Raw genomic sequence first — 24,900 nt, forward strand, 5'->3', positions numbered from 1 at the left:
GAACAGTTCGTCACCGAAACAGGTGCGCAGTTTTTTCAGGCAGTAACTTACCGTGGACTGGCTGACGCAGAGCGTCTCGGATACGCCGGTGACGCTGTTTTGCTCGTACACGGCGACGAACACCATGAGGTCCTGCATGTCGAGTTTTCTAAGCGAATTACTGTTCAGCATCCATTGCGTCTCGCTGCGTCCCTTGCACTGACCGTGCGCAAGGATGAGCGAAAGATCCTAGCGGAATGAGCGAGCAGGGAGAATGCCTTGCAGGACGTTTCGCCCAAGCCCGTGTCAGCCCTGGACCATCGCCGACACGGCGCGGCGGCTGGACATCAACAGCGCGAACATGCCGATGCCCACCAGCATTGCGCCGGCCAACTCCAGCGGCAGGGGCATCTGGCGCCCCCATAGCCAATGAAACAAGGTGATGAACAGCGTGCTCAGGTAGATGTAGGAAATCACCGAGGATGGCGCGATCACGCCGATGGCCCGATGCAGCAGCCAGAACGTCGCCAGGGTAGCGAACACCGCCAGGTACATCAGCCAATAGAAATCGTTGAGCGTCAGTAATGATGCCGAGCGCCAACCGCCACTCAAGCCACAGAACGCCAGCAGAAACAGCGCACCGAACAGCATGTTCCAGAACGTCATTGGCACCGGCCCGCGCCCCTTGAGGCTATTGGCTTTCAGGCGTTGGCTGAGGGGAGCGTATAGCGCCATTGCCAGGCAACCGATGCCGTACACGGTCAATGCATACAGCGATGGCAACTCGCCGGGGCCGGTGCCTTTCATGATCAGCAAAACCGCCCCGGCAGCGGCGAGCAGCATCGGCACAATCCGTTGTTTCAGGTTACCGTCAGGTGTCAGCACGGCCTCGAAAACCAGGGTCATCAGCGGCACCAGCGTGAACATCGTCCCGGTGTTGACGGCCGAGGTGTAGCGCAATGCTTCGAACAGCGAGCCGAAGTACRGCGCCAGCAGCAGGCCGAGCACCGCGTGTCCGAGCAGCCCACGAGCGGTCATGATCGCATCGCCTTTTAGCAGCAACAGCGGCAGAAACACCAAGGCACAAAACAGCAGGCGCAGTCCGGTCAGCAGGATCGGGTCGATGGCCTGGCTGACTTGCGCCGCTGCGGAAAACGATGCGGCGATCAACAAGGCCCAAAGCAGCATGCTGGCGTGAGCGGCGGCGAAACCGATGTTTTTCATGGCAGGCTCCGGATCAATGGATGTGGCGGGTGTAGTGCCTTGGGTTGAAGCGCAAAACCATCAACATCATCAGCGCCATGACCGCTGTCAGCGACCACCAGGCCCATTCAAAGCTGCCGAGCCGGTCGCGGATTATCCCCGCCAGCAGCGGCGACAGGCCGGCGATCAGGTAGCCAATGCCTTGAACGAAGGCGGTCAGGCCACCAGCGCGCAAGGGATTGTCCAGGTGATCCAGCGATACGATCAGGCTCATCGGGAACAGGCCGCCAATGCCCAGCCCCAGCAGGCATGGCCACATCAGGCTCAAATGTTGTGGGTTCAGAATCAATCCGCAGAAGCCGGCGATGATCAGTGCAAGCAATGCCATCAGCACGATACGGCGGTCGCGGCTGCGATTGGCGATGACAGGTGTCAACAGACCCGACAGCACTTCCATGGCGGTCAGAAACCCGAGAAGCAATCCGGCGTGCTGCTCGCTCCAGCCCTTTTCCACGTAGTACGGCGCCAGCCAGGCCAGCACACAGGTGTAGGACGCAGTACCCAGGCCAAAGAAGATCGCGAGTAACCACGCGCGGGAATTGGCGAAGAACGAACCATTACTGGAGGCTTTTGAATCCCGAGTCGGCATCTCCGCCTGTTGGGTTCCCCAGAACAGCAATGCCAGCACGGCGAGAACGGCCCAGATCGCCAGGCCCATACGCCAGCTGTCGGTACGTTCCATCACCAGTGGCGCAAAGGAAGCACCCATGGCGGCACCGCCCATGATCGACGTGACGTAGAGGCCCATGCACAGGGCGACATGGTCGCTGAAGCGGGATTTGATCAGCGCTGGCATCAGGGCCTGGATCAGGGCTATCCCGATACCTGCCAGTATCGCGCTGAGAAGCAGCTCCGCGGCTGAATCAAGGAACAACCGCGAAAGCGTGGCCACACCGATGATCAGCAACGAGAACACCACCGTGCGCTGGTCGCCGAGTCGCTGGCTGACGCGCAGGCCGACGAACATCGCCAGCCCCATCGCCGTCACCGGCAACATGGTCAGCAGCGAAGCCTGGCTGAAGCTCAGTGCAATGTCGTCGCGAATCGCCGAGAGCAGAGGCCCGACAGCGGCCATGGAAGGGCGCAGGTTCAGGGCAACCAGGACAATGCTGAACATGAACCAGAGGGCAGTGCGGGAGGTGGCTCGGGTGTTTTCCATGATCGGACCTTGAGCAGTAGGGTTCCGATTAGGCGCGCGAGGCCTGGAGGCGGCAAATCAGAAAATCCGGCGAAGTATTTAGAAATTAAATACAAGTCGCAGGCAAATGTTTAGCCAGACGATATCCAAGGTTCTTCAAATCCAGATTTAACGACTCAACCCATCGTGTGACGCTGCGGGTCATCTGTTTTCTGCGGTTCTCTCTATGGGCGGTTGGCCAGTCGCAATCCACCTCAAGGCGTCCACCGACGCTCGAGCGTCGAGCCTTCTTCGTATATTCACGCCCGCCACCGCGCCAAACCTCTCTGCACTTCCTTCTGAACTGGCCTTCTGGGCGCTGTGGCATTGCCGTCATGCGCGCCCGCCGGATTCCTGCTTTTTCCGCTGATTGTTCCTACATATTCCGCTTGATGGCGGGATTAAGGTGCGGGTGCTTTTGCGTACCCGCCTGACACGGAAAAAGAGAGTTCCCATGAGTAGTGCCACGACCTCGTTTGCCTCCAAGCAAGAAGCCCTGACCTTTCTGGAGCAGAACCCGGATATTGAAATGTTCGAGCTGTTCATCCTCGACAACAACGGAGTACCGCGGGGCAAGCTGCTGCATCGTGACGAGTTGCTGGCGGTGTATGAAAGCGGGCGGCCATTGCCGAGCACCATCCTCGGCCTGACCATCAACGGCGATGACGTGGAGAACTCCGGGCTGGTCTGGGATGTCGGGGATATCGACTGCCGGGCCTACCCGATCAGCGGCAGCCTCACGCGTATGCCGTGGCGTCTGATACCGACCGCAGCCGTGCAGGTCAGCATGCACCCGACGGAAGGCATGCCCGCCACCATTGCCGATCCCCGTCATTTGCTGGCGAAAGTCATCGAAGGTTTACAGGCTGACGGTTATTACCCGGTCATGGCGGCGGAACTGGAGTTCTACCTGCTGGATCAGCAACGCGACAGCAATGGCCGGCCACAACCGGCACGGGATGTCGATGGCGGGCGTCCCTACGGCACTCAGGTCTATGGGTTGCGCGAACTGGAACAGATCGAGCCGTTCCTGGCCGATCTCTACAATGCCTGCAAGCTCCAGGGGATTCCGGCGCGTACGGCCATTTCCGAATACGCGCCGGGGCAAGTGGAAATCACCCTCGAACACCGCACCGACGCATTACAGGCAATGGACGAAGCGGTGCGTTACAAGCGTCTGGTCAAGGGGGTGGCGCACAAGCACGGCATGACCGCCTGCTTCATGGCCAAGCCTTTCGATGACCTGGCCGGCACCGGGATGCACATGCACGTGAGCCTGGCGGACAAGGACGGCAACAATCTTTTCGCCAGTGAAGCTCCGGATGGAACGCCACTGCTCAAGCAGGCTGTTGCAGGTATGCTCGATACCTTGCTCGATTCGCTGTTGCTGTTCTGCCCCAACGCCAACTCCTACCGTCGATTCCAGGCCAACAGCTATGCGCCTCTGGCGGCCACCTGGGGTGTGGACAATCGCACCGTGAGTTTGCGCGTACCGGGCGGGCCGGCGTATTCCCGGCACATCGAGCACCGAATCTGTGGCGCCGACGCCAACCCCTATCTGGCGGCTGCGGCGATTCTGGCCGGTATTCATCGCGGTATCCGCGAACAACTCGACCCTGGTGCGCCGGTGGAAGGCAACGGCTACGCCCAGGCTGCGAGACTGTTGCCGACAGACTGGCTGACCACCTTGCGATCGCTGGAAGGTTCGAGTTGGGCCAAAGAAGCGTTCGGCGGGGAATTCCTCGGTGTCTACCTGGCGGTGAAACGCGCCGAATATCGCCAATTCATGGGGGAGGTCGGTGAGCAGGACTGGCGTTGGTATTTGCATCAGGCTTGAGTCGAAGCTGTACTGGAGCTGAACCATTCTCAAATAGTCTGGAAGTATCAGGCTGGTTTTATAAGCCAACTAATTGTTGGCTTCTTTTTCACAAAAAATTGATGGTTGGCTATCTAAAATTAGAGCTGTCTCGGTAAATGAAATTTTCACATTTGCCGAAGACACTTTTTTCAGGACCCGCCGAATCTCATGCTTAAGATTAAAGCCGTGCGCCCCGAATGGGTGACACTGATTGCCAGCGCATTTTTGTTAGTTGGCTTCAATTTTGTACTCTGGCAGCACCTGTTCGAAATCACCGCATCCGACGGCAAAGGCATCGTCATGCGCGTGGCCTTTGGGGTGATGATCTTCGCGGCCTTCAACATTGTGCTGACCCTGCTGGCATTCCGGCCGGTGCTCAAGCCGGTCCTGACCCTGCTGTTCATGATCAGTGCGGGCGTGGCGTATTTCATGAGCCAGTATGGTGTTCTGATCGACACCGGCATGTTGCGTAACTTCGCTGAGACCAATGCTACGGAAGTACGCGACTTACTGTCGCCAAAGTTGTTTGTGTTTATTGTGCTGCTCGGCGTGTTACCGACTTGGCTGTTGTGGAAGACGCCGATTGATTATCGTCGTTGGCACCGTGAACTACTGAGTAAAGTCCTGGTGGTTTTTTCCTCGGCAGCGGTCATTGGCGGTGTTGCACTGGTTAACTATCAAGGCCTGTCTTCGCTGTTTCGCAATCACCACGAGTTGCGCCTGATGGTGGTGCCAAGCAACTACATTGGAGCCTCGGCTGGTTTCTTGCGCGAGAAAGTAGCGACTGCACGGCAACCCTTTGTCAAAATCGGTGAAGATGCCCAGCGCAATCCGGCCTGGCAAACTCACGGGCGCAAATCCCTGACGGTTCTTGTTGTGGGTGAAAGTGCCCGGGCGGAGAACTTCGGCATCCTTGGCTATAGCCGCGACACCACGCCGAAACTGAGTAAGGAAGACGGCCTGATCGCTTTCACCGATGTGCATTCCTGCGGTACTGAAACCGCCGTATCGGTGCCTTGCATGTTCTCCAATATGGGGCGCAAGGACTACAACGCCAGCAAGGCAAAGAACGAAGAAGGCCTGCTGGATGTGCTCAAGCATGCAGGTATCGACGTGATCTGGCGTGACAACCAGTCAGGCTGCAAAGGTACGTGCGATCGCGTCACTATTGAAGACGTCAGCAATCTGAAAGATCCGGCGCTATGCGCAAACAGTGAATGCCGTGACGAAATCCTGCTGCRGGGGCTGCAGCATTTCATCGATACCCTGGACAAGGACACGGTATTGGTATTGCACCAGATGGGCAGCCACGGTCCGGAGTACTTCAAGCGTTATCCGAAAGAGTTCGAACGCTTCACCCCGGTTTGCGAGAGTAATGCCCTGAACAATTGCAGTCGTGAAAGTATCGTCAACGGCTACGACAACACCCTGGTATATACCGACCATGTACTGTCGACCTTGATCGATCTGTTGCGCAGTAAGCAGGACAAAGTGGATACCGCGATGCTGTATCTGTCGGACCACGGCGAGTCCCTGGGTGAATACAACTTGTTCCTCCACGGCACGCCTTACATGCTGGCACCCGAGCAGCAAAAGCATGTAGCCATGTTTGCGTGGTTCTCCGACAGCTATAAAAAGTCGTTTGCGGTAGATACCCGTTGCCTGCAGCAGAGTCGTGAAAAGCCCCTGAGCCAGGACAACCTGTTCCATTCGATGCTTGGCCTGCTGGAAGTCAACAGCAAGGTCTACAACCAGGATCTGGACATGTTTGCCGGATGTCGTGGTCCAGTGGTCGACGGTGTGTTGGCCAAAGATTGAGTGCTCCGGTTTTGTTTCACACGGCGGTCGCCGACTTGCGGCCTGTAGAACTTTCATCAAGAGCCATTGCAAATGTCCGCTCAGCCTCCATCCGCCATCGAGCTTGAGATTGCCCGGCGCTACGACCAGGAGCACGCGCGCGTCTGCCTTCAGCCGCAAGCGCCGGGTCTGGCCGGGCGTCTGGCGCTCTGGCGTGAGGAGCGACTGGTGCGCAAGGCACTCAAGGTCGCCGGCGAGCCGGGGCTGATCCTCGACGTGGCCTGCGGTGTGGGGCGTTTCTGGTCGGTGCTGGCCGAACATGCCAATCGGGTGATTCTCGCGACGGATCCGTCCCAGGACATCCTCGATCATGCCCGCACACATCACCCGCAGAGTTTGTTGAAGCGGGTCAAGACCTTTCAAAGCTCTGCGTTCTCGATTGGCTTGTCCGAGAATGCGGTTGACTGCATTTTTTGCATGCAACTGTTTCAGTACCTTACCAACCCGGAACATCGCCTGGCGATGCTTGGCGAGTTTTACCGGGTCAGTCGCGATACGGTGATTGTCGCGGTGCGCCTCGACGGTCGATTCAAGGGCGCGCGTTCAGGCGTGGAAGGGCCGTTGCCGAGCAAAGCCGAGGTCGAAAGCGAGTTCAGGCAGGCGGGGTTCCGTTTGCTCAGCCATCAAGACTTTTTGCCGGGTTGTGCGCGGATGCGGGTCTACGTGTTGGGTAAGACCAGCTAGCCCGGCTTTGTAGGACTATTCTGTATGTCACGCAGTAATTTTCGCTAACGCTCTTGTTCAGTGGATGCGCGGAAATCGCCGGGGGCGATATATACTGCGCGCCATTCTTCAAGGGAGAGCCGTGTGGCCATCGATATTCACTGGATTCGCGACAACGATAGCCTCGGACGGTTGTGCGCCGAGTGGCAACAGTTGCCATTCGTTGCCCTCGACACCGAATTCATGCGGGTCGACACCTTCTACCCGATCGCCGGCCTGCTGCAGATCGGTGATGGCGTTCGCGCCTATCTGATCGACCCGCTGACCATCGATAATTGGCAACCATTGGCCGCGTTGCTGGAAAACCCGGCGGTGGTCAAAGTTGTCCACGCGTGCAGCGAAGACCTCGAAGTCCTGCTGCGCCTGACCGGCAGCCTGCCGGCTCCACTGTTCGATACTCAACTGGCTGCCGCTTACCTGAACCTCGGTTTTTCCATGGGCTATTCGCGGCTGGTGCAGGAAGTGCTCGGCATCGACCTGCCCAAGGGTGAAACCCGTTCCGACTGGCTGCAACGCCCGCTTTCCGAAACCCAGATCAGCTATGCCGCCGAAGACGCCGTGCATTTGGCTGAAGTCTTCGTAAAGCTGCGTCCAAAGCTGTCTGACGACAAATACGTCTGGGTCCTGGAAGACGGCGCCGAACTGGTGGCCAACCTGCGCCGCGAGATCGATCCGTACGAGGTCTATCGCGATGCCAAGCTGGCCTGGAAGCTGTCCCGCGCCCAACTCGCCGTTTTGCGTGAGCTCTGCGCCTGGCGCGAAAAGGAAGCCCGGGTCCGTGACCTGCCGCGTAACCGGATTATCCGCGAGCATTCGCTGTGGCCGCTGGCGCGCACGCAACCGGACAACCTCGGCGCCTTGGCGAAAATCGAAGACATGCATCCGCGTACCGTGCGTCAGGACGGTCAGTTTCTGCTAGATCTGATCAAGCGCTCTGGCAGTGTGTCGCCTGATCAATGGCCGCCAGCCGTGCCGGAGCCGTTGCCGGTGGATGCCGCTGCACTGCTCAAACAAATGAAGGCCATAGGCCAGGCCGAAGCCGAGCGCCTGAATATCGCGCCGGAACTGATGCTGCGCAAGAAAACCCTGGAAGCGCTGCTCAAGAGCGGCTTCCCCAATGGTCCCTACCAATTGCCTGATTCGCTGCGTGGCTGGCGCCGCGAATTGATGGGCCAGGCGCTGCTCGACAGCCTGGCCACCGCCGGAGAACAGCCTTGAAACGTATTTGTTCCATCTACCGCAGCTCGAAGAGAAACGAAATGTACCTGTATGTGCTCAAGAGCGACGCTCTGGAGCGCGTGCCGGAGCCCCTGATGGCAGCCTTCGGCAAGGCCATCCACGCTTTCGACCTGGTGCTGAGCCCCGAGCGCAAACTGTCGCGCGAGGACATCACGGTCGTGCTGGAAAATCTCGACAAACAGGGTTATCACCTGCAAATGCCGCCTGCCGAAGACGAGTACATCGAGCACCTGCCGGAAGAATTGTTGCGTCGCAACGATCCGATGTGAACGGCAGACAGACTCTGTTCAGAGTGGTTACGAAACACTCATTGATTTTTGCGATGGCAGCGTCGATGGAGCACCGCTCTGTCGGCGGCCGTCTGCACCGTTTTTGAAAGGTTTGAAGCATGCGCGTCCTGATTGCTGAACACGACCACCCCGTGTACGCCCAACTGTTGCGCGAGGCGGCACCGGACCTGGAGGTGCTGACCAGCGGTGATTCCGCCGAACTGGCCAGCCAGGCCGCCGATTGCCCGGTGTGGCTCGGCCAGCCTGATTTGCTGGCGACCCTGTTGCGCCAGGGCCATCAGCCTCAATGGCTGCAATCGACCTGGGCCGGCATCACGCCGCTGCTGGCCGACGGCTTGCCGCGGCACTATCGGCTGACGCGTGCCGTCGGCATCTTCGGCCAGGTCATGGCCGAGTACGTGCTCACGTATATGCTCGGTCACGAACGTGAAGTGCTGGCGCGACTGGTCAGCCAGGTCGAGCGCAAATGGGACAGCCGCCATGGCCAGAGCCTGGCGGGGCGTAAGGTGCTGATCGTCGGCACGGGTGATATCGGTCAAAGTGTCGCGCAGTTCCTCGTGCCGTTCGGCGTCGAGTTGTATGGCGTTGCCAGCAGCGCGCGGGAACAGGCCCCGTTTATCGAAGTCGGTTCACTGGCGGATCTGCCGCGGCTGGTCGGTGAAGTCGATTACGTGGTCAATCTGCTGCCGAACACCGTGGAAACCCACGATATCTACGACGCAGCGCTGTTCAAACAATTCAAGCCGACCGGATTGTTCATCAACGCCGGGCGCGGTGTGGCGGTGGTCGATGCGGATCTGGTGGAGGCCTTGAAGGAAGGGCATCTGGCGGGTGCGGTGATCGACGTGTGCCGTCAGGAGCCGTTACCCCAGCGTCATCCATTCTGGACAGCCTGGGGCCTGCTGCTGACCGGCCACAGTTCGGCACCGACTTCGCCGTCGATGATGGTGAAGCTGTTTGTCGAGAACCTGCGGGCGTATCAGGCGGGAGAGGCGTTGCGCGGGGAAGTGGATTTCGATCGCGGTTACTGATTCACCGCTGATTTTGCCTGGAGCATCAAACCTGTGGGAGCGAGCTTGCTCGCGATAGGGCCTGTACATCCAACATCAATGTTGAATGTCCTGCCGCCATCGCGAGCAAGCTCGCTCCCACAATGTTTTTTGCAGTGGCTCAGAGGGTGAAGTCACCTTCAGCCGCCAACTCGCTCAACGGACGACGCGGGCTGGGTTCTTCGCGGGCTTGCAGGTAGTCCGCCAGGCTCGCCTTGTCCCCCAGCTTGCCCACCGCGACGGCGGCGTGCAGGGCGTAGCCTTCAGGAATGTTCAGCTCCTTGCGGGTCAGTTCCTGGTCGAAACCGGCCATGCCGTGGGTGTGCCAGCCGCTCAGGCTCGCTTGCAAGGCCAGGTGGCCCCAGGCGGAACCGGTGTCGAAGGTGTGCCACAGGGCCGGGGTTTCTTCGCTGGCGCCAGGCGCGGTGAAGGTGGTTTTCGAAATCACGATCACCAGGGCCGAAGCATGTTGCGCCCAGCTGCGGTTGAATTCGTTCAGCAGGCCCAGGTAGCGCTCCCAGTTCGGCGTGTCGCGACGTGCGTAAAGGAAGCGCCAGGGTTGCGAGTTGTAGGCCGAGGGTGCCCAGCGGGCGGCTTCGAAGAAGCTCAGCAGGGTTTCCTCTGGAATCGTTTCGCCAGTGAAGGCGCGGGGCGACCAGCGGTCGGTGAACTGAGGGTGAATGGCGTAATCGGCAACGCGTGGGTTGGCACTCATCATGAGATTCCTTGCTACGTTTGAAAGTGGGAGCGACGCAAAACCCTACTTGGCAGCGCAAAAACTGACAAGCCCGTTCTACCGACAGTCGCCAATGCTTGGCCCGCGGGCCTTCGGGCACTAGACTGGCGGCCTTTTCACCACCTGATGTCGATGCTCGAACCATGGCCGCCAAAGTAGAACCGTTCTGGATACGCAAGACCCTCGATCAACTCGATCAGGAGGAATGGGAGTCGCTGTGCGACGGCTGTGGATTGTGCTGCCTGCAAAAGCTTGAAGACGAAGACGACAACAGCGTCTATTACACGCGCATCGCCTGCAAACTGCTGGACCTGAAAACCTGCCAGTGCACGGACTATCCCAACCGTCGTGACTCTGTGCCGGACTGTATCCAGCTCACGCCGGGCAAGGCCGACGAATTCAAATGGCTGCCACCGACCTGCGGCTATCGCCTGGTCAGCGAAGGCAAGGACCTGCCGCTGTGGCATCACCTGGTGTGCGGTGATCGCGATGCCGTGCATCACGAGCGGATTTCCCAGTCCGGGCGCATGCTCGCCGAAGGCAGCGTGCCGGAAGATGATTGGGAAGATCACCTGATTTTCCGCGCAGGCTGATGGCCTGAGGATCAACATTTCACGAAGGAGTGTGTATGGCTGTGGGATGGCGGCAGGCGTGGATCCTTGGATTACTGGCCGTGAATTCGCCCGTATGGGCAGCGAACAAGGTCAATCTGGATTATCACGTGCGCCTGTTGCCCCAGAGCGATCAGGCAGAAGTGCGCCTGACGCTCGCCCAGGGTTCGGCGGTACGCAGCCTGGATTTCGACCTCGGCGACGGCAGCCACTACAGCGATTTCAAGGCCGACGGCCAATGGCAACTGACCCTTGGCGAGGCGGCGCGCGGTATCTGGCGTCCGACTGCCGACAAGGCCAGCCTGACTTACCGAGTGAATATCAACCACGGGCGCAAGAACGGCAGCTTCGACACGCGCATGACGCCAAACTGGGCATTGATGCGCGGCGACGATCTGGTGCCGGCTGCCAGACTCGATCAACAGGACGGCATCGAACTGGTTGCACGCCTTGAATTCGAGCTGCCCGGTGGCTGGAAAAGCGTTGAAACCGCGTGGCCACGGATTGGCCAGAACAAGTTCCGTATCGATAACCCTTCCCGACTGTTCGACCGGCCCACGGGCTGGATGCTCGCCGGCCAGCTCGGTAGCCGCCGTACTCGTCTGGGCGAGACCGAAGTGACCGTCGCCTCGCCGCTGGGGCAGGGTATGCGCCGCATGGATGTGCTGACCCTGCTGACCTTCGTCTGGCCGCAAGTGCAGGCGCTGTACCCGCGACACCCGGGCAAACTGCTGATCGTCGGGGCCAATGATCCCATGTGGCGCGGCAGCCAGTCGGCGCACGAGTCGATCTACCTCAACAGTCGCCTGCCGTTGGTCAGCGAAAGCGGCACCAGTGCCCTGGTCCGTGAGTTGGCCCAGATGTTCGGGCGGATCAACGGCACCCAGCGCAGTGACTGGATCAGCGAAGGCTTTGCCGAGTATTACGCTATCGAACTGGTGCGTCGGGCCGGCGGCATGAGCGATGAGCGCTTTGAGAACCTGCACGGCAAACTGCTCAGGATCGGCCAGAAAGTCACCACACTGCGCGGTGAGCAGATCAACCCGGTGCAGGTGGCCAGGGCGGTGGTGTTGCTGCAGGAGCTGGACCGCGAGATTCGCCTGAAAACCCACAACAAGCGTTCGCTGGATGACGTGCTGCGCGGGGCGATGCGGCTGGGGGATATCGATACCCAGGCGTTTGTTCAGCTCAGCGAGAGCGTGATCGGTGGTTCTTCAAAAGTACTGAGTACTGAGTTGATTCAGTGAGTCCGTCATCGTCGGAACGCCGCCCGGAGCAAGCTCGCTCCCACAATGATTGGAGGTGAACGCAATTGTTGTGAACGCCACATAACCCTGTGGGAGCGAGCTTGCTCGCGATAGGGCCATCAGCCCCACCGGACGATCCGGATCAAACCCCGGTCTTCGGTGACTTCAACGAATCATTGCCCGTAACCGTCGCGGTTTTGGTCGCCGCCTCGGCGTTGGCCTTCAACTGGCTCAGTTCTTCACCCGCCCGCTGAATTTTCGCCCGCACGTTGTTCATGTCCTGACGGCTTTTCTCCAGCAGGCTTTTCGCCGAACTGTGGCCGGTAATGCCGCGCGCCAGGGCCACGCCACCGATGGCCACCTGGATCAGGCCAAAGATCCCGCCACGCCGCAGGCCCTTGCCCACCATCACCACGCCGCCGGCCAGGGAGCCGATGCGTTCCCAGCCTTGCACGTTTTGTTCGGAGGGGCTCTGGAACGGGGTGGATTCGATACGCTCGACGCGTTTGAGTTCGCTCATGGTCTGTCTCCAGGCTTGGGTGATCGATAGTCAAGCTGACCGCCAGGGCAGGCAGCTCGTTCAATCGGATGTGCGGCGATTCAGCGGAATTTTGGCCCCGATCGGGTATTGAGCCCCTTGGACATACGGTCGTAGAGCACGACGTTGACCGTGGCGGCCAGGTTCATGCAACCGGTGGTAGGAATGTAGACCACGTCCTCGCACCAGTCGCGAATCTCTTTATCCAGCGATCCGTCTTCCGGGCCAAAGATATAGAGCGCGCGATCCGGGTGGGTGTATTCCGGCAACGGGCGCGCGCCTTCGACCAGTTCCACGGCGACGGGCACACAGTTGAGCGGCAGGATTTTCTTCAGGTCGTCGATGCCGATCAGCGGGATGTCGTAGTGAACGCGCTTGGTATCGGTGACGAAGTCGGCGGCGCGCTCATAGCGCTTGCCGGTGTAGAACACCGACGCCACGCCATAACAGCCAGCGGCGCGCATCACCGAACCGACGTTCTCCGGTGATTTGGGGTTATACAAACCAATGCAGCTGTACCGTTTGTCTGCCACGAGCGGGGTGCCTTTCGGGAAAAAAGCGCGATTATACGGGGATTGGGGCGGGGGTGTTCGGTTTGAGATTGGTGGTGCCTGAACCATGGCTATCGCGAGCAGGCTCACTCCTACAGTTGATCTGGGGCGTTCACAAAATCAACTGTAGGAGTGAGCCTGCTCGCGATGAGGCCGGTTCAGGCACTGAAGATCTTTAATCTTCTTTTTTCATCAACCCCGCCAACGCCGCAAAAGGATTGTGCGTGGCCTTGGCGATTTTTGGCGTGCTCAGCGAGCCTTCGTCGAAATACTGCTGGTCGGTATAACGCGAGTGTTCGTTATCGTGGCAGTACAGGCACAACAACTCCCAGTTCGAGCCGTCCTGCGGGTTGTTGTCGTGGTTGTGGTCGCGATGGTGCACGGTCAGTTCGCTCAGGCGCTTGCCGGAGAACTCACGGGCGCAGCGGCCACAGACGTGCGGGTACATCTTCAGGGCCTTGTCGCGATAGCCCATTTCCTTGTCGCGCTGGTTGTCGGCGAGGATGCGATCCAGCTTCGAAGTGTTGGTCGGGGTGGACGAACTCATGGGTTCACCTTTGTAAAATGACTAATGACGGTATTAAGCGAAGTTTAGCTCAGCCCTTGAGCTTCTCGGCAATCCAGATGGTGTGGCGGGTGCCTTTGTTGCCATGGGCGAAGACCTGCACTTCCTCGGCCTTGAAGCCGGCTTTCTTCAGTTTGTCGGAAAATTGCCGGTCCGCGCTGGCCGACCAGACGGCCAGCACACCTTTTGGTCTCAGGGCCTTGGCGCAGGCACTGAGGCCGCCGGCGGAGTACAGCCAGCTGTTGGCTTTCTGGGTCAGGCCTTCGGGGCCGTTGTCGACATCGAGCATGATGGCATCGAAACCCTGGGGTTCGGCTTGCAGGACTTTGGCCACGTCTTCCATGCGAATCACGGTCCGCGGGTCTTGAAGCGGGTTTCCGGCTTTCTCGCCGAGTGGCCCGCGATTCCATTCCACAACGCCAGGCACCAATTCAGCAACCACCACTTCGGCGGTCTTGCCCAGGTGCTTGAGCGCCGAAGCGAGAGTGAAGCCCATGCCCAGGCCACCGATGAGCACCCGTGAATCCGGTCGACCGGCGACTTTGCGACACGGGATCTCGGCCAGGGCATCTTCGGAGCCGTGCATGCGCGTATTCATCAATTGTCCGCCATCGCCGCCCTGGATCTTGATGACAAAATCCTCGCCGTATTCGAACAGGCACAGGGCACCGCCGTTTTCAGGAATGGGAGTGGTGTCCAGCAGAACGAAACGTTTCATGGGGCTCACTTGAAGAAAATTGGCAGAACACGGGAGGGCAAACAGACGCAGTTGGGAGTAGCCTGTTTATGACGACAAGGTCAACGGAGCCATTGATGAAGCGCACCATTCTAACGGTCATTGCCCTGGCCGCGCTCTCGATAACTGCAGTGCAGGCTCAACAGCTGCAACCGATTCCCGTCAGCCCCGCGCCGATACCCGGTTCGCCCGGCACCGCGACGCCCACGCCGTACCCGCAAATCAGCCCGGCGCCTTTGCCTAAAGTCGGACCCGGCAGTAGCGGCCCGCCGTTGGTGCCGATTGAAATGCCGAGCCCGCCGACCAAGGATCAACCGATACCGGGCCTTGCGCCCAATCCGCCGAAACCCAAGTCGCCGGGTGGCTAGACCTGCTGCGAAAGCAGTTGGCCGTCGGCCATGCGCAGGCGTTTGGACAGGGATACGGCGAGGGCACGGATGATCTTGGCGGCGATTTTCGGTGCATCGTTGAGCATCTTTTCCAGCGAGTCCTTGCCCAGATTGAGCAACTGGCAGTTGCTGGCGGCCACACAACTGGCCGAGCGCCGTTCGCCGTCGAGCACGGCCATTTCGCCGAACGAGCGGCCGCTGCGCAACGTGGCGATGGTGACGCGTTGCCCGTCGGCGGTGGCTTTCTGCACTGCCACTTGACCTGTGTGGATGATGCACATGAAGCTGCCGGCATCACCCTCCTGGAAGATTTCCTCGCCCTGGGCAATGGTGCTGATACTGAAGTAGCCCGAAGCCGCGACGAAGTCCGCCGGCAGCAGTTGATTGAACAGGCCGCAATCCATCAGCCAGTCGCGAATTTCGTTGTTCAGAAAGGTTGATTCAGGCATGTCGTCACGGTCTTTTTTGTGTTTGTTGCTGACTCGAATTTGAATTCACCGAAAATCCCTTGTGGGAGCGAGCTTGCTCGCGATTGCGGCTTCACAGGCAACGGTAATGTTGATTGTGCTGACGCCATCGCGAGCAAGCTCGCTCCCACAGGGTACAGGTGTTGTATCGGCTACCAGCGTCCGAAATTAAGACCGGCGCACCGCGCCAGGTTCCTCAGGCAATGCCCAAAACCTTGAACAAAAATGCATATTCGAGTGCTACGTCACGCAATCCCTGATATCGACCGCTCATCCCGCCATGCCCGGCACCCAGTTCCGTCTTGAGCAGCAGGGGATTGCTGTCGGTCTTGGTCGCGCGTAATTTCGCCACCCACTTGGCGGCTTCCCAATACTGCACACGGCTGTCGTTGTAACCGGCGATCACCAGGGTCGCCGGATAAGCTTGCGCGGTGACGTTTTCGTACGGGGCGTAGGCCTTGATCCGATCATGGACGTCAGGTTCTTCAGGGTTGCCCCACTCGTCGTATTCCGTGACGGTCAATGGCAGGTCAGGGTCGAGCATGGTGTTGAGTACGTCGACGAACGGTACTTCGGCGATGGCGGCGCCAAACAACTCCGGCCGTTGATTGAGCACCGCACCGATCAGCAAGCCACCGGCGCTGCCGCCGCTGATCGCCAACTGCGGGGCAGTGGTAAAACCCTGGGCGATCAGGTGTTCGGCGCAGGCGATAAAGTCGCTGAAGGTGTTGTGCTTGTGCTCCTGCTTGCCGGCGCGATACCAGGCTTCCCCGAGTTCGCCACCACCACGCACGTGGGCAATGGCAAAGGCCATGCCGCGATCCAGCAGGCTCAGGCGTGCGTGGGAAAACCACGGGTCGAGGCTTTCGCCATAGGCGCCATAGCCGTAGAGGTACAGCGGCACGGGTTTGCCGAGGTCTGCGCGCTTGATCACCAGGCTGATGGGCACTTGCGTACCGTCCGGTGCAGTGGCCCACAGACGCTGGCTGACGTAGGCCTCGGCATCGAACGGGCCGAGCACTGGAGTTTGCTTGAGCACTTTCTGCTCGCCAGAGGCCAGGTCCAGTTGGCGGATTTGCGCCGGACGGTTCAACGCTTCGTAGCGCAGGCGAATCCGCTCGCTTTCGAACTCCAGGCTGTTTTGTACGTGCAGGCTGTAGGCCGCATCCGGCAGTTGCACGCGATAGGGCGCCAGGCCCTGTGGGTGAACCTCAATGACCGGCAAGCCGCCGACCCGCAGGCTGAGGGTCATGGCCCCGGTGTTCAGGCTGATGCCGTCGATCATCACCGTGTCGCTGTGGGGGATCAGGTTCTGCCAGTCGGCTTCGGTCGGCGCGGCGCCGGTATCGGTGGCTTTGTACAGGGCGAAATTGATGCCGTCACGGTTGCTGCGAATGAACCAGGTCCGTTGACCGTCGAGTACGCCGTGGTCGACGTCGTACTCATGATCCTCAACCCGTGGTGCCAGGCAGGTGAACGCCTGCTGGGGCTGGGCGGCATCGAGGGCCCAGACTTCGCTGGTGGTCTTGCTGCCCACCGACAGCAGCAGTTGCTGTTCGGAACTTGAGCGGTAGCAATGCATGAAGAAGCGGCCGTCCGGCTCATGGAACACTTCTTCGGCTGCCGTGCCGTCCAGGCGATAGCGATACAGCTTGTGCGGGCGATGGGTGTCGTCCAGTTCACCAAAGAACAGCGTCAGACTGTCGTTGGCCCAGGTCATGCTGCCGTCGCAGTCCTGGAATTCCAGTTCACTGATACGGCCGTCGGACAGTTCCTTCACGAACAGCGTGTAAATCTCGTCGCCGCTGGAGTCGATGCTGTAGGCCAGGCGCTGATGGTCCGGGCTGATGCTGAATGCACCCAGGGAAAAGAAGCCGCCATTGGCCAGCTCGTTGGGGTCCAGCAGCAGTTGTTCGCGGCTTTCGTCGAGGGTCAGGCTGTCGTCGGCCGGACGCGGGCAGCGGAAGTGCCGGGCGTACTCGTCGCCCGCCATGGTGCGGGTGTAGTACAGATACGGTCCCCACGGCGAGGGCAGGGACAAATCGGTCTCGAGAATCCGCCCTTTGATCTCTTCGAACAGGGTTTCACGCAGCCCGGCCTGGTCGGCGGTCTGCGCTTGCTGGTAGCTGTTTTCGGCTTTCAGGTAGTCGAGCACTGCCTCGGTGTCGCGCTCTTGCAGCCAGGCATACGGGTCGGAGCCTTCAGCCTTGTGGGCGATTGGAGCGTCGTGAATGTTGGCGGATAGGGGCATGAGAAACTCTCGAACTCGTTACGAAATAGGTTTGGAACCTGTGGGAGCGAGCTTGCTCGCGATGAGGCCGGTACACCCAACATCAATGTTGACAGACAGTCCGCCATCGCGAGCAAGCTCGCTCCCACAGGTCCTGTGTCTTGACCTACTGCCATTTGGCAAGCCTGACGGGCGAAAAGCCGTTATCATAAGCGCCTCTTTGCCTGCCTTGCCATGGACACCATGACCGAGAACGACTATCTGATCGCTTGGGGCCTCTACGCCTTTGCCGCTTTGGGCTGCCTGTTGGTGTGGATGCGCTTGACCCGCTGGATGTGGCGCTGGCTGCGTGAGCCGCTGCGGCTGGCGATGGCCGTGCTGCTGTTCAGCCCGACCATCATCGACCCGGTCAAGGACAAAGTCGCGCCGGCCGTCGCCATTACCGCCCTCGACCTGCTGTTCAAGGTCGGCAACAACGCCTGGCGGGCGATTTCCGATCTGTTCATGTACGGCATGATCGCGTTCGGCCTCTATCTGGTGCTGGTGGCGATCCGTTTCCCTATCGAGCGCGCCTCCAACCTCCGCAAGGAACAGGCTGCCGCCGCCAAAGCCGCCGTCCACGCCGACGAGCCGGAGGAGGATCAACCGTTTGGCGGTGCCGGTGATGATCGCTACGGTCGTCCTCCCGTGCCGAGCAGTCCTCAGCGGATGCGAGTTGAACCCCGTCTGTAACCTTGCCCCTGCGATTGAGCGAGAGTCCGAGCATGTGTGAGTTATTGGGCATGAGCGCCAATGTCCCGACCGATATCGTGTTCAGCTTTACCGGGCTGATGCAACGAGGCGGTCGCACCGGCCCACACCGCGATGGCTGGGGCATTGCCTTCTATGAAGGCCGTGGGCTGCGACTGTTCCAGGACCCGGCGGCAAGCTGTGAGTCGGAAGTCGCGAACCTGGTACAGCGCTATCCGATCAAGAGCGAAGTGGTGATCGGGCACATCCGCCAGGCCAACGTCGGCAAGGTCTGCCTGTCCAACACGCATCCGTTCGTCCGTGAACTGTGGGGACGCAACTGGTGTTTCGCCCATAACGGCCAGTTGGCGGATTTTCAGCCCGCAGCCAGTTTCTATCGCCCCGTGGGTGATACCGACAGCGAAGCGGCGTTCTGCGATTTGCTCAACCGCGTGCGTGCGGCGTTCCCCGAGCCCGTCGAGGTCGAAGCGTTGCTGCCAGACCTGGTGGCCGCTTGCGCCGAATACCGCAGCAAAGGCGTATTCAACTGCCTGCTCAGCGATGGTGACTGGTTGTTCTGCTATTGCTCGACCAAACTGGCGCAAATCACCCGTCGCGCGCCGTTTGGCCCGGCACGCTTGAAAGATGTCGACGTGATCGTCGATTTTCAGGCCGAAACCACACCGAACGACGTGGTCACCGTCATCGCCACCGAACCCCTCACCGAAAACGAAACCTGGACCCGCTACGAACCGGGTCAATGGAGCCTGTGGCGACGCGGTGAATGCGTCAGCCAGGGCCAGACCTCATAAGGATTCAACCCCCATGTTGCTCAGTTATCTACGGCTGGTGTTGTTTGCGGCCGGCTTGTTGATCGGTGTCCAGGTGCCGGGGTTCATCAGCGATTACGCCAAGCGGGTCGAGGCGCATCTGATCGAGGCCCAGGCCGGGTTGAGCGGGTTCCAGAACACCGCCAATCAGTTTTTCAAGGGCGACATGCAGGCTCTGGTCGCGCATTACCGCGCCAGCGAAGACCCGATTTTCCGCAGCGATGCCGACAGCCTGAGCAACCTGTTGACCCGCCAACTGGCGTTGGACAAGCAGTTCCAGGCGATGCAGGGGCCGTGGTACATCCGTTTCCTGCAAGTGGCGCTGGCTGCCGATCCGGACATCCGCAAGGAAACCTGGAATGGCTACGGCTACCAGATCCTGTTGACACCCGAGGCGATGAGCTGGGGTATGAGCGGCGCATTGTTGCTGTCGTTTGGCCTCGAATGCCTGTTCCGACTGATCGACTGGGTGGTGCTGGGCGGCAAGCGTCTGCGCCAGAGCCGGCCGATCGAGGAGCGGGATTTGCGCGGCTTGTAACACCGTCGAACGTCAAGGAGCCGGCAAGCCGGCTCCTTGCTTGATTACCAATCAATCGAATAGGTCATGCTCAAGGTACGGCCTTCGGCGTTGGGGAATGGCGCTCTGGCGTTGGCCTGGGCGAACAGGTTGACGTACGTGCGGTTCGTCAGGTTGTACACCCCGCCTTCCAGGCGACCGACCGGCAAGTACACGGAGCCGAGCAGGTCCACCAGCGTATAGCCATCGATGTCGCGCCCGTTGTTGTCCTTGGCGGCAGCGTCGTAACTGGACAGGTGCATGCCTTGCAGGCGCAGGGTGTAGTCGTCTTCGGCGTAGCCGACGAACAGCGTGGTCTTGGCCGGTGAAATGCGTGTCGCCGGCAGATCGATCCATTTCCCGTTCTGCTCGGTTTCGCCTTTGGCCCAGGCATAGGTGCCACCCACCGACCAGTGATCGGTCGCGAGGTAGGTCAGGCTGTTTTCGATGCCGCGAACCCGCTCCTTCTGGTTGATCAGACGCAAGACACGGTCATTGGCATCGTAAAACTGAGTCACGTCCGAGGTGTTTTCATAGACGGTGACGTCGGCCTGCCACCGGTCCCAATCACCGCGCCAGCCCAGCTCGTAGCTGTCGACCTTGATGGCCTGGGCGTTGAGGCTCTGGATGTCGAAGGTGCTGTTCACGTCACGCAAGAAGCGCTGGATGTCCGGCAGCGAAAACCCCTGGCTGTAATTGGCGAAGACGTCCTGATGTTCACTCAGGTGATAGACCGCGCCCAGGTTATAGAGCGTCGCGTCGTATTTGAGGGTGTCACCGGGCAGGATGGCGCGTACGCCGGTCTGGACGATCTGACCGTAAGCGATGCTGTCGGAGACCTCGCTTTCGATCCATTCGCGGCGCACACCGCCACGCAAGGTCCAGTCTCCGATGTCCCAGGACATCTGCCCGAACAGCGCCTTGGTGGTGGTTTCGATATCCGGGCCCATCTCGTAAGTGGTGCCGGTCTTGGTGTAGGTCAGCCCTTTGAGGGTGTATTGGTCACCGCGCTGGCGGGAGCGTTCGTGATCATAGTCGGCGCCCCAGACCAGGTTGCCCGTGGCGCTGCCGATGGCCGGCAACGGCGTGTCGATGGCCGCACGCAGGCCGTAGACATCCTGCACGCTGTTGTTGTCGGCGATCCCGGCCTTGCCCCGCGACAGGTCCGGGAAGAACAGCGCGTCGGCCCGGCGCCAGTAGCTTTCCAGTTGCAGGCCCTGGCCATAGAAGTCGTTGTCGGTGTAGTTGAGGTTGGCCGCCTGGTTATGGGTGTAGGGCTGGTCGTCGAGTTTCAGTCCTTTGACCGCCACGGCCTCTTGCAGGTTTTTCGGGTCTTTTGTGAAGTCAGTGTCCTGCTGGTCCTTGTAGTCCTGCAGCGACAGGCTGAGTTTTTTATCGGCATCCAGTTCGTAACCGAAACGACCTTGCAGGTCGTAGGTGTCGGTGTCCATGTTGCTGCCCTGGGAGGTGTCCTGAGGGATGCGATTGCCGTTGCCGTCGTACTGATCGTTGCGCTGGGTCAGGTCGGCGGACACGTACCAGTCCAGGGCATCCTTGCGCCCGGTCGCACTCTGAAAGGCCTCGTAGGCGAAACCCTTGCTGTTGAGATTGTTGCCGGTAGTCAGGCCCAGTTTGCTGCTGTAGGCAAGGTCCTGACCCTGGTTGCGCTTGGTGATGATGTTGATGATGCCGCCCGAAGCGCCGGCTCCATAAATGCTGCTGGCGCCGGAAACCACCTCGATGCGTTCGATACTGGCCGGCGCGATGCTGTTGAGCTGGCGGAAGTTGTCACGCGTGGCGTTCTGCGACACGCCGTCGATCAACACCAGCATGTTGCGCCCGCGCAGGGTCTGGCCGAAGTTGCTCATCCCGCCGCTGGACGGCGCCAGGCCGGGAACCAGCTGCCCCAGAATGTCGGAGACCCGACGCCCGGCGCCACTCTGTTGGCGGATCTGTTGTTCGTCGATCACCTGGACCGAGCCTGGAATCGAGGCAATGGTCGCTTCGCTGCGCGTCGCGGAAACGACGGTGGCTTGCATGTTCAATGTGCCGGGCTGCTGGTCGGTGTCCTCGGCCCAGGCCTGGGCGCTGACGGAGCCGAGCAACGGAATCAACAAGGAAAGTTTGGTTCGGGTCATGAATTGGTCTTTTTTTTAGTCGTGATAAGTGTGGGTAGACAAGATTGCGGGATCAGGCGTGGAGGTGAATGAGCGCACCCAACGGATCCCGATGGCGGCCAGTGCGTAGGTCAACGCCACCAGCCAGAAACTGTGGGCCAGCCCGACCAGCCCCATGCCGATCCCGCCGAGGACGGCACCAAGCAGAGCGCCAGCCTTGGCCGCGCTGTTGCCCAGGCCGAGGGCAAAACCCTGTTGGCTTGACGACACGGTGTTGGCGATCAGCGCATAGGCGACGGGGAGCAGTGCGCCTTGCCAGATGCCCCAGACCAGCCGGCTGACGAGAAACCCCAGCCATTCGCTGGCCAGTGCCGTGGCCGCTAGCGTCAGGGCGCAGAGCCAGGCAACGCCTTCGATGACGCGCAAGGTGTAAGCCGGCTGCCAGTGGTCGAACAGACGCCCCCACAGCGGGGCGGAGATGGCCAGGGTCGCTGCACTCGCCGCGTAAGTAGCGCCGATCAGCCAGCCCGGCGCGTGCAGAATGTCGGCGACGTACAGCGCGTAGAAAGGCTGCGGCATCATCTTCGCGGCTTGAATCAACACGATTACCAACAGGATTCCACCAAGCCAGCCTTTAGGCAGGGCCACCGGCGCAACCGGTTTCTTCGTCGAGGTTCGCGCCTTGTCGGCCGGCAGGAAAAAACTCCCCAGTGCACACAGCAGGCAAATCGCCGTCGCGCCATAACAGAGCAGGGCAAACCCCGAGATGTCCATCAGCCAGCCGCCCAGTACCGGGCCGATCAACGAGCCGACGGCGGTCGCCGATTGCAGACGGGCCAGGGTGTGACCGCGCCGGGAGCTGTCGCAGCAGGCCAGGGCATAGGCTTGCGCGGCGGCGATAAACCCGGCCAATGCGCCTTGCATCACGCGAATGCCCACCAGCAGCCACGGGTCGAGGGTAATCGCCGCCAGCCCCTGGCACAGCGCAAGTGCCAGCAACGCCCGAACGATCATCGGCTTGTGCCCGGTGCGATCACCCAGCCGTCCCCACGCTGGCGTCAGCAGCATGGCCGCCAGCATCGGGCCGGCATACACCAGCGCCGATAGCAGCGCGGTGTAGCCGGCGCCCTCTGGCCCAAGCAGATGCTGGATCTGCAAGGGCCAGAACGGGCCGCTCATTTCCATGGCGCCCATGGAGACAAACTGGATGACGATCAGCAGTCGCAACGCACGACCATCAGCGAGCATCGGCGTTGGTTCGCAGCGGATTACTCAGGCGTCCGACGATGTCGGCGTGGCTGTCGTGCAAGCGCATGCGCATGAACGATTTGGCCGGCCAATCCTGTTCCAGCAGGGCCTGGCGCTCGCTTTCCCAGCGTGCCGGTTCGACGTGCTCGCGCACGCTCTCGAAGCACTGTTCAACGTGCATGGCCAAACGCTCCCAAAGGCTGTTTTCCGGCACATTCCAGTGGCGGGCGCAGAGCAACGTCAACTCACCGAGATGGCACATGAACGTGGTGTGCAGGAGCTTGTCGCGGACAAAACCGGCGTCGTCGTACAGGGTCATTTCCGGATCGTGCAGCTGGATATCCAGACCCTTGGCGTGCAGGGTTTTGCGATCGATGCGAATGTCGCCGAAGTCACGCAGCAGCAACCGATTCAACTGCCCGTCAGCGCCCATCACCATGAAGCTGTTTTGCTGGTGCGCTTCGAACGCCACGCCATACATCAGGTAGATGCCCAGCAGGCTCGGGACGGCAATCGACAGGTAATCATCGAAGAACGCCAGCATGGCCGCGCTGTCGTCACGACCCTGAGCCAGTTGTACCCAGTCACGCAGCAACGGCTGTTCGAATTCGTTGACGGCGAACAGGCTGCCGACCGGCACGGCCAGCTCGCCTTCTTGCAGCAGGGTCAGCGGGTTGTCGCGGTATAGCACGGCGGCATGTCGGGACCGTTCGTCATTGGCCGGTTGTGGCGCGTAATGAACGCCGATGCGCTCCGGCACGATGTTCAGCAGGCGCTGAATCCGCGGTTCATGATCGAGAATCTGCAATATCAGTTGGCTGATGCGCGGTCCCATCCGGGCCGAGCGCGGCGACACGGTGCGCTGCACGCTGGTCAGGCGCAAGGCCACCGGCAGTTTGACCATCGGCGCAACGCGGCTGGCCTCTGGTACGACCGTGCGGAAAGACATGGTCGGGTGGCCGGTGAAAGCAACGATGTCGGTGACGATCAGCAGGTTGTCGGCGATCTCGCCGGCGAACGAATTGGTCAGTTCTTCATTGACTTGCCATGGGTGCGACGGCAGCGGGAGGTAGTCCGTTGCCTCCAGGCCCCGTTGCTGCAAATGGCGCTGCAATTGTTCGGCGGCCTGCGGGAAGTGGCCCTGCCACCAGTCCCGGTAATCGGCGGTGCCGGCCAGTGACTCGACGTGGGCGTACTGACGGTGCAGGGCGCACAGCACAATTGGAAAACTCGCTTCGAATTCCGGCGAGAAAGCGATGACCTGTGCAGCGCTCAAGCCCAGTTTGGTCTTGTAGTTCGGATGCCAGGGGTGGCCGAGCGTGCCCCACTGTTCGAGCAGTGACGTCGGGTTCTGGTGGTTGGGGCTGGCTTTGAGCCAGGCGAGCAGATTGTCGTCGTGCTCGGTGTCGATCTGCTCTCTCAGGCGCTCGGTCCATCCATGGTGGAACGCCAGGCACAGGGTGTCGTTGCTGTAGCTATCGTCCAGTTCGCGGGCCAGACGTTCCAGTACCTGCGGGGAGGCGGGCGGGTTGAGCTGAGTGCTGAGGTGAGCGAGCAGTTCGCTGGGCAGCTGGATTTTGTGGGGCAGGCTGTCGGGGGTGTGCAGGACGATGCTGCCGCGAACGTCCCAGCTGTTCATTCTTCCGCCCGACAGGTGATCGAAGCAAAGCTTCGCACCGTCGCCAAGCGGCAGCCAGCAACGACTGTCGTCGTCGTATTCGCAGGCGTCGGGGTTGATCAGACCTTCGCGAAACAGCGCCTGGATCAGGCGTTGGAAGCAGCGCTGGGCGGCGGGCTCCAGGGCATTGCTCAAATGGTCGAGGGTGATGCGGTGGGACTGGAAGGCCGGAGTGCCGAGGGCTTCGCTCCAGTTTGAGAGCAATTGCTGCTGTTTTTGCGTGTAAGCGCGCATCGA

The 24,900-nt window shown here is 60.4% G+C and carries 25 protein-coding genes; 12 read left to right on the plus strand and 13 right to left on the minus strand.

Annotation, left to right across the window (positions count from 1 at the left end):
- The 3 genes from AC1DU9_RS19855 to AC1DU9_RS19865 all read right to left on the minus strand — a co-directional run.
- Nucleotides 1-171, minus strand: a 171-nt coding sequence (locus tag AC1DU9_RS19855; protein ID WP_477810679.1) for a helix-turn-helix domain-containing protein, incomplete at its 3' end; no start/stop codon positions are given.
- Between the two features lie 114 nt (nt 172-285).
- Nucleotides 286-1,203 carry a DMT family transporter gene (locus AC1DU9_RS19860; RefSeq protein ID WP_477810675.1) on the minus strand — a complete coding sequence of 306 codons (918 nt, stop codon included), beginning with the start codon at nt 1,201-1,203 and terminating at the stop codon, nt 286-288.
- 13 nt (nt 1,204-1,216) lie between these two features.
- Nucleotides 1,217-2,401, minus strand: a complete 1,185-nt coding sequence (locus tag AC1DU9_RS19865) for a cyanate transporter (protein ID WP_223461985.1) — start codon at nt 2,399-2,401, stop codon at nt 1,217-1,219.
- Nucleotides 2,402-2,873: 472 nt separating this feature from the next.
- Here AC1DU9_RS19865 and AC1DU9_RS19870 point away from each other — a divergent pair, with 472 nt between their 5' ends.
- From AC1DU9_RS19870 to AC1DU9_RS19895, 6 genes are all read left to right on the plus strand, one after another.
- Nucleotides 2,874-4,256: a glutamine synthetase family protein gene (locus AC1DU9_RS19870; protein ID WP_223461988.1), complete on the plus strand. Its 1,383-nt coding sequence runs from the start codon at nt 2,874-2,876 to the stop codon at nt 4,254-4,256.
- Between the two features lie 189 nt (nt 4,257-4,445).
- Nucleotides 4,446-6,095 (plus strand): phosphoethanolamine transferase, encoded by a 1,650-nt coding sequence (locus tag AC1DU9_RS19875; protein ID WP_477810676.1) that lies wholly within the window; start codon nt 4,446-4,448, stop codon nt 6,093-6,095.
- Nucleotides 6,096-6,167: 72 nt separating this feature from the next.
- Nucleotides 6,168-6,818: a class I SAM-dependent methyltransferase gene (locus AC1DU9_RS19880; RefSeq protein WP_223461992.1), complete on the plus strand. Its 651-nt coding sequence runs from the start codon at nt 6,168-6,170 to the stop codon at nt 6,816-6,818.
- Between the two features lie 123 nt (nt 6,819-6,941).
- The gene (gene rnd / locus AC1DU9_RS19885) at nt 6,942-8,075 is read left to right on the plus strand and encodes a ribonuclease D (RefSeq protein WP_223461994.1); all 1,134 of its coding nucleotides are present in this window, start codon (nt 6,942-6,944) and stop codon (nt 8,073-8,075) included.
- On the plus strand, nt 8,072-8,365 hold the full coding sequence (locus AC1DU9_RS19890; protein ID WP_223461997.1) for a YcgL domain-containing protein: 294 nt from the start codon (nt 8,072-8,074) through the stop codon (nt 8,363-8,365). The genes rnd and AC1DU9_RS19890 overlap by 4 nt, the downstream gene beginning before the upstream one ends.
- A 119-nt stretch (nt 8,366-8,484) precedes the next feature.
- Entirely contained in the window at nt 8,485-9,417 is a 933-nt protein-coding gene (locus tag AC1DU9_RS19895) for a D-2-hydroxyacid dehydrogenase (RefSeq protein WP_223461999.1), read from the plus strand.
- A 139-nt stretch (nt 9,418-9,556) separates the two neighbouring features.
- Here AC1DU9_RS19895 and AC1DU9_RS19900 read toward each other — a convergent pair whose 3' ends face one another.
- The gene (locus tag AC1DU9_RS19900) at nt 9,557-10,150 is read right to left on the minus strand and encodes a nitroreductase family protein (RefSeq protein ID WP_095945370.1); all 594 of its coding nucleotides are present in this window, start codon (nt 10,148-10,150) and stop codon (nt 9,557-9,559) included.
- A gap of 164 nt (nt 10,151-10,314) precedes the next feature.
- Here AC1DU9_RS19900 and AC1DU9_RS19905 point away from each other — a divergent pair, with 164 nt between their 5' ends.
- Together AC1DU9_RS19905 and AC1DU9_RS19910 are read left to right on the plus strand one after the other, a co-directional pair.
- Nucleotides 10,315-10,764 carry a YcgN family cysteine cluster protein gene (locus AC1DU9_RS19905; protein WP_008015986.1) on the plus strand — a complete coding sequence of 150 codons (450 nt, stop codon included), beginning with the start codon at nt 10,315-10,317 and terminating at the stop codon, nt 10,762-10,764.
- 35 nt (nt 10,765-10,799) lie between these two features.
- Nucleotides 10,800-12,029 carry a hypothetical protein gene (locus tag AC1DU9_RS19910; protein ID WP_223462001.1) on the plus strand — a complete coding sequence of 410 codons (1,230 nt, stop codon included), beginning with the start codon at nt 10,800-10,802 and terminating at the stop codon, nt 12,027-12,029.
- Between the two features lie 142 nt (nt 12,030-12,171).
- Here the strand turns inward: AC1DU9_RS19910 and AC1DU9_RS19915 are convergent, their stop codons facing one another.
- The 4 genes from AC1DU9_RS19915 to AC1DU9_RS19930 all read right to left on the minus strand — a co-directional run bounded on the left by AC1DU9_RS19915 (nt 12,172) and on the right by AC1DU9_RS19930 (nt 14,401).
- Nucleotides 12,172-12,549 (minus strand): YgaP family membrane protein, encoded by a 378-nt coding sequence (locus AC1DU9_RS19915; protein ID WP_223462003.1) that lies wholly within the window; start codon nt 12,547-12,549, stop codon nt 12,172-12,174.
- Between the two features lie 80 nt (nt 12,550-12,629).
- The gene (locus tag AC1DU9_RS19920) at nt 12,630-13,100 is read right to left on the minus strand and encodes an RNA methyltransferase (protein ID WP_007993783.1); all 471 of its coding nucleotides are present in this window, start codon (nt 13,098-13,100) and stop codon (nt 12,630-12,632) included.
- Nucleotides 13,101-13,293: 193 nt separating this feature from the next.
- Complete coding sequence (locus tag AC1DU9_RS19925) at nt 13,294-13,665, minus strand: YajD family HNH nuclease (RefSeq protein WP_007898702.1); 372 nt, start codon at nt 13,663-13,665, stop codon at nt 13,294-13,296.
- A 49-nt stretch (nt 13,666-13,714) separates the two neighbouring features.
- Entirely contained in the window at nt 13,715-14,401 is a 687-nt protein-coding gene (locus AC1DU9_RS19930; protein WP_056721332.1) for a spermidine synthase, read from the minus strand.
- A 95-nt stretch (nt 14,402-14,496) separates the two neighbouring features.
- Between AC1DU9_RS19930 and AC1DU9_RS19935 the strand changes: the two genes are divergently transcribed.
- Nucleotides 14,497-14,787, plus strand: a complete 291-nt coding sequence (locus AC1DU9_RS19935) for a hypothetical protein (RefSeq protein WP_223462005.1) — start codon at nt 14,497-14,499, stop codon at nt 14,785-14,787.
- Here AC1DU9_RS19935 and AC1DU9_RS19940 read toward each other — a convergent pair.
- Both AC1DU9_RS19940 and AC1DU9_RS19945 read right to left on the minus strand, forming a co-directional pair.
- On the minus strand, nt 14,784-15,257 hold the full coding sequence (locus AC1DU9_RS19940) for a cyclic nucleotide-binding domain-containing protein (protein ID WP_223462007.1): 474 nt from the start codon (nt 15,255-15,257) through the stop codon (nt 14,784-14,786). The genes AC1DU9_RS19935 and AC1DU9_RS19940 overlap by 4 nt on opposite strands.
- 214 nt (nt 15,258-15,471) lie before the next feature.
- Nucleotides 15,472-17,526, minus strand: coding sequence for a S9 family peptidase (locus AC1DU9_RS19945; RefSeq protein WP_223462009.1), 2,055 nt, complete (start codon nt 17,524-17,526; stop codon nt 15,472-15,474).
- A gap of 213 nt (nt 17,527-17,739) precedes the next feature.
- Here AC1DU9_RS19945 and AC1DU9_RS19950 point away from each other — a divergent pair, with 213 nt between their 5' ends.
- Genes AC1DU9_RS19950 through AC1DU9_RS19960 form a run of 3 tightly spaced genes read left to right on the plus strand, consistent with a single transcriptional unit; the run spans nt 17,740 to nt 19,602 of the window.
- Nucleotides 17,740-18,237 carry an MFS transporter gene (locus tag AC1DU9_RS19950; protein WP_223462011.1) on the plus strand — a complete coding sequence of 166 codons (498 nt, stop codon included), beginning with the start codon at nt 17,740-17,742 and terminating at the stop codon, nt 18,235-18,237.
- Nucleotides 18,238-18,269: 32 nt separating this feature from the next.
- Entirely contained in the window at nt 18,270-19,046 is a 777-nt protein-coding gene (locus tag AC1DU9_RS19955; RefSeq protein WP_095945363.1) for a class II glutamine amidotransferase, read from the plus strand.
- Nucleotides 19,047-19,059: 13 nt separating this feature from the next.
- The gene (locus tag AC1DU9_RS19960) at nt 19,060-19,602 is read left to right on the plus strand and encodes a DUF2937 family protein (protein ID WP_223462013.1); all 543 of its coding nucleotides are present in this window, start codon (nt 19,060-19,062) and stop codon (nt 19,600-19,602) included.
- 44 nt (nt 19,603-19,646) lie between these two features.
- On the opposite strand, the gene AC1DU9_RS19965 is transcribed toward AC1DU9_RS19960, so the two are convergent.
- Genes AC1DU9_RS19965 through AC1DU9_RS19975 form a run of 3 tightly spaced genes read right to left on the minus strand, consistent with a single transcriptional unit; the run spans nt 19,647 to nt 24,897 of the window.
- Nucleotides 19,647-21,758, minus strand: a complete 2,112-nt coding sequence (locus tag AC1DU9_RS19965) for a TonB-dependent receptor (protein ID WP_223462015.1) — start codon at nt 21,756-21,758, stop codon at nt 19,647-19,649.
- Nucleotides 21,759-21,773: 15 nt separating this feature from the next.
- Complete coding sequence (locus AC1DU9_RS19970) at nt 21,774-22,985, minus strand: MFS transporter (protein WP_223462018.1); 1,212 nt, start codon at nt 22,983-22,985, stop codon at nt 21,774-21,776.
- The gene (locus AC1DU9_RS19975; protein ID WP_223462020.1) at nt 22,975-24,897 is read right to left on the minus strand and encodes an IucA/IucC family protein; all 1,923 of its coding nucleotides are present in this window, start codon (nt 24,895-24,897) and stop codon (nt 22,975-22,977) included. The genes AC1DU9_RS19970 and AC1DU9_RS19975 overlap by 11 nt, the downstream gene beginning before the upstream one ends.
- Nucleotides 24,898-24,900 lie beyond the last annotated feature (3 nt).

This window comes from Pseudomonas sp. P4_C1, from assembly GCF_056402155.1.

Coding starts and splice junctions, on each gene's coding strand:
- AC1DU9_RS19930 (WP_056721332.1), bottom strand. CDS start 14,401: ATGAAACGTTTCGTTCTGCTGGACACCACTCCCATTCCTGAAAACGGC.
- AC1DU9_RS19905 (WP_008015986.1), top strand. CDS start 10,315: ATGGCCGCCAAAGTAGAACCGTTCTGGATACGCAAGACCCTCGATCAA.
- AC1DU9_RS19910 (WP_223462001.1), top strand. CDS start 10,800: ATGGCTGTGGGATGGCGGCAGGCGTGGATCCTTGGATTACTGGCCGTG.
- AC1DU9_RS19915 (WP_223462003.1), bottom strand. CDS start 12,549: ATGAGCGAACTCAAACGCGTCGAGCGTATCGAATCCACCCCGTTCCAG.
- AC1DU9_RS19955 (WP_095945363.1), top strand. CDS start 18,270: ATGTGTGAGTTATTGGGCATGAGCGCCAATGTCCCGACCGATATCGTG.
- AC1DU9_RS19870 (WP_223461988.1), top strand. CDS start 2,874: ATGAGTAGTGCCACGACCTCGTTTGCCTCCAAGCAAGAAGCCCTGACC.
- AC1DU9_RS19965 (WP_223462015.1), bottom strand. CDS start 21,758: ATGACCCGAACCAAACTTTCCTTGTTGATTCCGTTGCTCGGCTCCGTC.
- AC1DU9_RS19945 (WP_223462009.1), bottom strand. CDS start 17,526: ATGCCCCTATCCGCCAACATTCACGACGCTCCAATCGCCCACAAGGCT.
- AC1DU9_RS19940 (WP_223462007.1), bottom strand. CDS start 15,257: ATGCCTGAATCAACCTTTCTGAACAACGAAATTCGCGACTGGCTGATG.
- AC1DU9_RS19935 (WP_223462005.1), top strand. CDS start 14,497: ATGAAGCGCACCATTCTAACGGTCATTGCCCTGGCCGCGCTCTCGATA.
- AC1DU9_RS19970 (WP_223462018.1), bottom strand. CDS start 22,985: ATGCTCGCTGATGGTCGTGCGTTGCGACTGCTGATCGTCATCCAGTTT.
- AC1DU9_RS19975 (WP_223462020.1), bottom strand. CDS start 24,897: ATGCGCGCTTACACGCAAAAACAGCAGCAATTGCTCTCAAACTGGAGC.
- AC1DU9_RS19895 (WP_223461999.1), top strand. CDS start 8,485: ATGCGCGTCCTGATTGCTGAACACGACCACCCCGTGTACGCCCAACTG.
- AC1DU9_RS19960 (WP_223462013.1), top strand. CDS start 19,060: ATGTTGCTCAGTTATCTACGGCTGGTGTTGTTTGCGGCCGGCTTGTTG.
- AC1DU9_RS19865 (WP_223461985.1), bottom strand. CDS start 2,401: ATGGAAAACACCCGAGCCACCTCCCGCACTGCCCTCTGGTTCATGTTC.
- AC1DU9_RS19925 (WP_007898702.1), bottom strand. CDS start 13,665: ATGAGTTCGTCCACCCCGACCAACACTTCGAAGCTGGATCGCATCCTC.
- AC1DU9_RS19880 (WP_223461992.1), top strand. CDS start 6,168: ATGTCCGCTCAGCCTCCATCCGCCATCGAGCTTGAGATTGCCCGGCGC.
- AC1DU9_RS19950 (WP_223462011.1), top strand. CDS start 17,740: ATGGACACCATGACCGAGAACGACTATCTGATCGCTTGGGGCCTCTAC.
- AC1DU9_RS19900 (WP_095945370.1), bottom strand. CDS start 10,150: ATGAGTGCCAACCCACGCGTTGCCGATTACGCCATTCACCCTCAGTTC.